This is a genomic window from Streptococcus mitis, assembly GCF_001579035.1.
Lineage (GTDB): Bacteria > Bacillota > Bacilli > Lactobacillales > Streptococcaceae > Streptococcus > Streptococcus mitis_J.
Genome location: NZ_KQ970285.1, coordinates 66,156 through 68,260 on the forward strand (window position 1 = coordinate 66,156; position 2,105 = coordinate 68,260).

4 protein-coding genes are annotated in these 2,105 nt (G+C 30.4%); all 4 read left to right on the forward strand.

Annotated elements, in window-relative coordinates:
* On the forward strand, positions 1 to 501 hold a 501-nt coding region (locus tag SMIDD26_RS00360), incomplete at its 5' end, for an ATP-binding protein (protein WP_134990091.1).
* The gene (locus SMIDD26_RS00365) at positions 502 to 957 is read left to right on the forward strand and encodes a hypothetical protein (RefSeq protein WP_061438572.1); all 456 of its coding nucleotides are present in this window, start codon (positions 502 to 504) and stop codon (positions 955 to 957) included. It begins immediately after the preceding gene.
* 293 nt (positions 958 to 1,250) lie between these two features.
* Positions 1,251 to 1,505, forward strand: a complete 255-nt coding sequence (locus tag SMIDD26_RS00370; protein ID WP_061438573.1) for a hypothetical protein — start codon at positions 1,251 to 1,253, stop codon at positions 1,503 to 1,505.
* Positions 1,506 to 1,523: 18 nt separating this feature from the next.
* Positions 1,524 to 2,096, forward strand: coding sequence for a hypothetical protein (locus SMIDD26_RS00375; protein WP_061438574.1), 573 nt, complete (start codon positions 1,524 to 1,526; stop codon positions 2,094 to 2,096).
* Positions 2,097 to 2,105 lie beyond the last annotated feature (9 nt).

The window sequence follows — 2,105 nt, forward strand, 5'->3', positions numbered from 1 at the left end:
CTTGCAGGTATGACGGGAAATACTTTAATCAGCGGTAGCACAGGAATAGGAAAAAGTCATTTATCGCTTGCCCTGGCCAAAGAAATCAATGAGAGTTTCAGAGAGAAGAACGATCCTAAGAGTGTCTTATTTGTCAGCTTAACCGAGATTATCAAGCAGATAAAAGAAGGTTGGGCTTATGGAAGAAATGCAAACTTAACAGAGTATGAGGCAGTTAAAAAGCTAGTTGATGTTGATTTTCTAATCATCGATGACCTTGGGGCAAAAAATGGAACAATCACTCCTAAGAGTGACTGGGAACAGGATTTCTTGTTTGATATTATCAATAATCGAGAAACTACGATTTTCAACACGAATCTAGATAGCAGTGAATTGCGAACGGTTTACAACGCTAGAAACTCAAGTAGAATTTTGAAAGGTTTAGAGGGGAACACTTTTAAGGCTTTCACAATCAAAGATAAGCGATATACGATTAATACAGTGAGAGGAGAGTTTCAATGAATGAAGAAAAATCTAGACACTGCTAGACGTGATTATTTTGATTTTGAACTTCAAGAAAAGTATTTAAAAATCGACACGTTAATTAGCAAAAGAAAAAATCACTTATTACAAACATATACTTCAAAGGGAATGAATGCGAGCAGATTTGAAGATATTAAGAGTAAAAGCGGTACTTATATAAACCACTCTGAAAATATAGCGGTAGAGTTTGCGAGCGATCCTATTGTATTGAAGTTAGAAGAATTTCAAAAGTGTATTGACGAGTTATTAGACAACCTGGTACCAGATGATCGAAAGATTTTCGAACTGCGGTGGGGACACTCAAAAAAAGAGTGGCTTGACATTTTCGAGATTATGAGAAGTGGGGAAACAGGATATTTATATCCTAAACTGGAACACATTTTAAAACGAAGGAATTTAATATTAGATAACCTTGTACGATTATTAGGATATTAGAGAATGTGACAAAAACTTTTAATAGTGAACTATCTATAACGAGAGAGTTTCTAGAAAATTTGAGAACAGTTAGTTAAACCCTTGATATACCTTGTTTTCTAAAGTGATGCAAAATTAGATAGAATGTAAGATATAGATAGTTAAAAGAGAGTAAAAAGTGAATTTAAGAAAGGGAAAGTAAAAATGCGAATTAGATTTCCACCAATGTTATCAAATACTAACTGATAAAAAGAGAAATTATTAAAGGAATTGTCTCAAAGTTTCCATCTGGAAAGGAGACCAAAGGAGAAAAAATGAAACCAGCAGACACTAAAAAGTTTATAAAAGATTTAAAAAAAGAAATCTATAAACTTGATATTCAGATTGACTTAGCTAAAAGTGGTATGGATATTGCTAAAAGTCTAGGGGATAAAGCTGATTATAAAAGCAATAAACTAGAGTATGATAAATTGATTGTACAAAAGAATATAAAGAATGACTTACTACAGTCTACTTTAAATAAACTACCAATGGATAAAATGGCTAGGGTTACAAATAAAACATTTTAATAAGAATGGGGAAACAACATGAAGTCAATAAAAGAAATTTTGGAATATATTCACAGATTAAAGGATAATAAAAACAATAACATTGAAACTTGTAAACAAAATATAAATAATACTAAGGAACAAATTAAAGAACTCGAAAATTTGATTGATGTTGCTGAAATTGAAGTGGACATTGAAAAGTTTAATAATGGGAAAGTGGAATTACAAAATCAAAAAAATGCTTTGGTTTTATATTCAAATCAATATGACCGTTTAATGAATGAAGCTAGTCTCAATAAAGAAGAAGCACAAGAAATTCTAGATGAATTTAATAATCTTATTGAAAAAGAGGATAAAAAATTAAATCAAGAGGCGCTGCAATATATTAAAGCTTTGAAAGAACTTGCTGAAAAATCAAATAAACTTTTTATAGATCAAGATGAAGTTCGAAGTATTTTGCAAGATATGAGTAAAACAGTATTAAAAAATTCATATAGCAATTCGGATAATATTAGTTATGTTTATAATAAAATTAAAGATACAAAACTAGCTGAACAAGCAGGTCAGAAGAAAGATGTAGATTTCCTAACAAAGCTTTTAAATAGAAAATAAAAAGAGAGA

Excerpts from the sequence above, each read along its gene's own strand:
- SMIDD26_RS00365 (WP_061438572.1), top strand. The coding sequence starts at position 502 with ATGAAGAAAAATCTAGACACTGCTAGACGTGATTATTTTGATTTTGAA.
- SMIDD26_RS00375 (WP_061438574.1), top strand. The coding sequence starts at position 1,524 with ATGAAGTCAATAAAAGAAATTTTGGAATATATTCACAGATTAAAGGAT.
- SMIDD26_RS00370 (WP_061438573.1), top strand. The coding sequence starts at position 1,251 with ATGAAACCAGCAGACACTAAAAAGTTTATAAAAGATTTAAAAAAAGAA.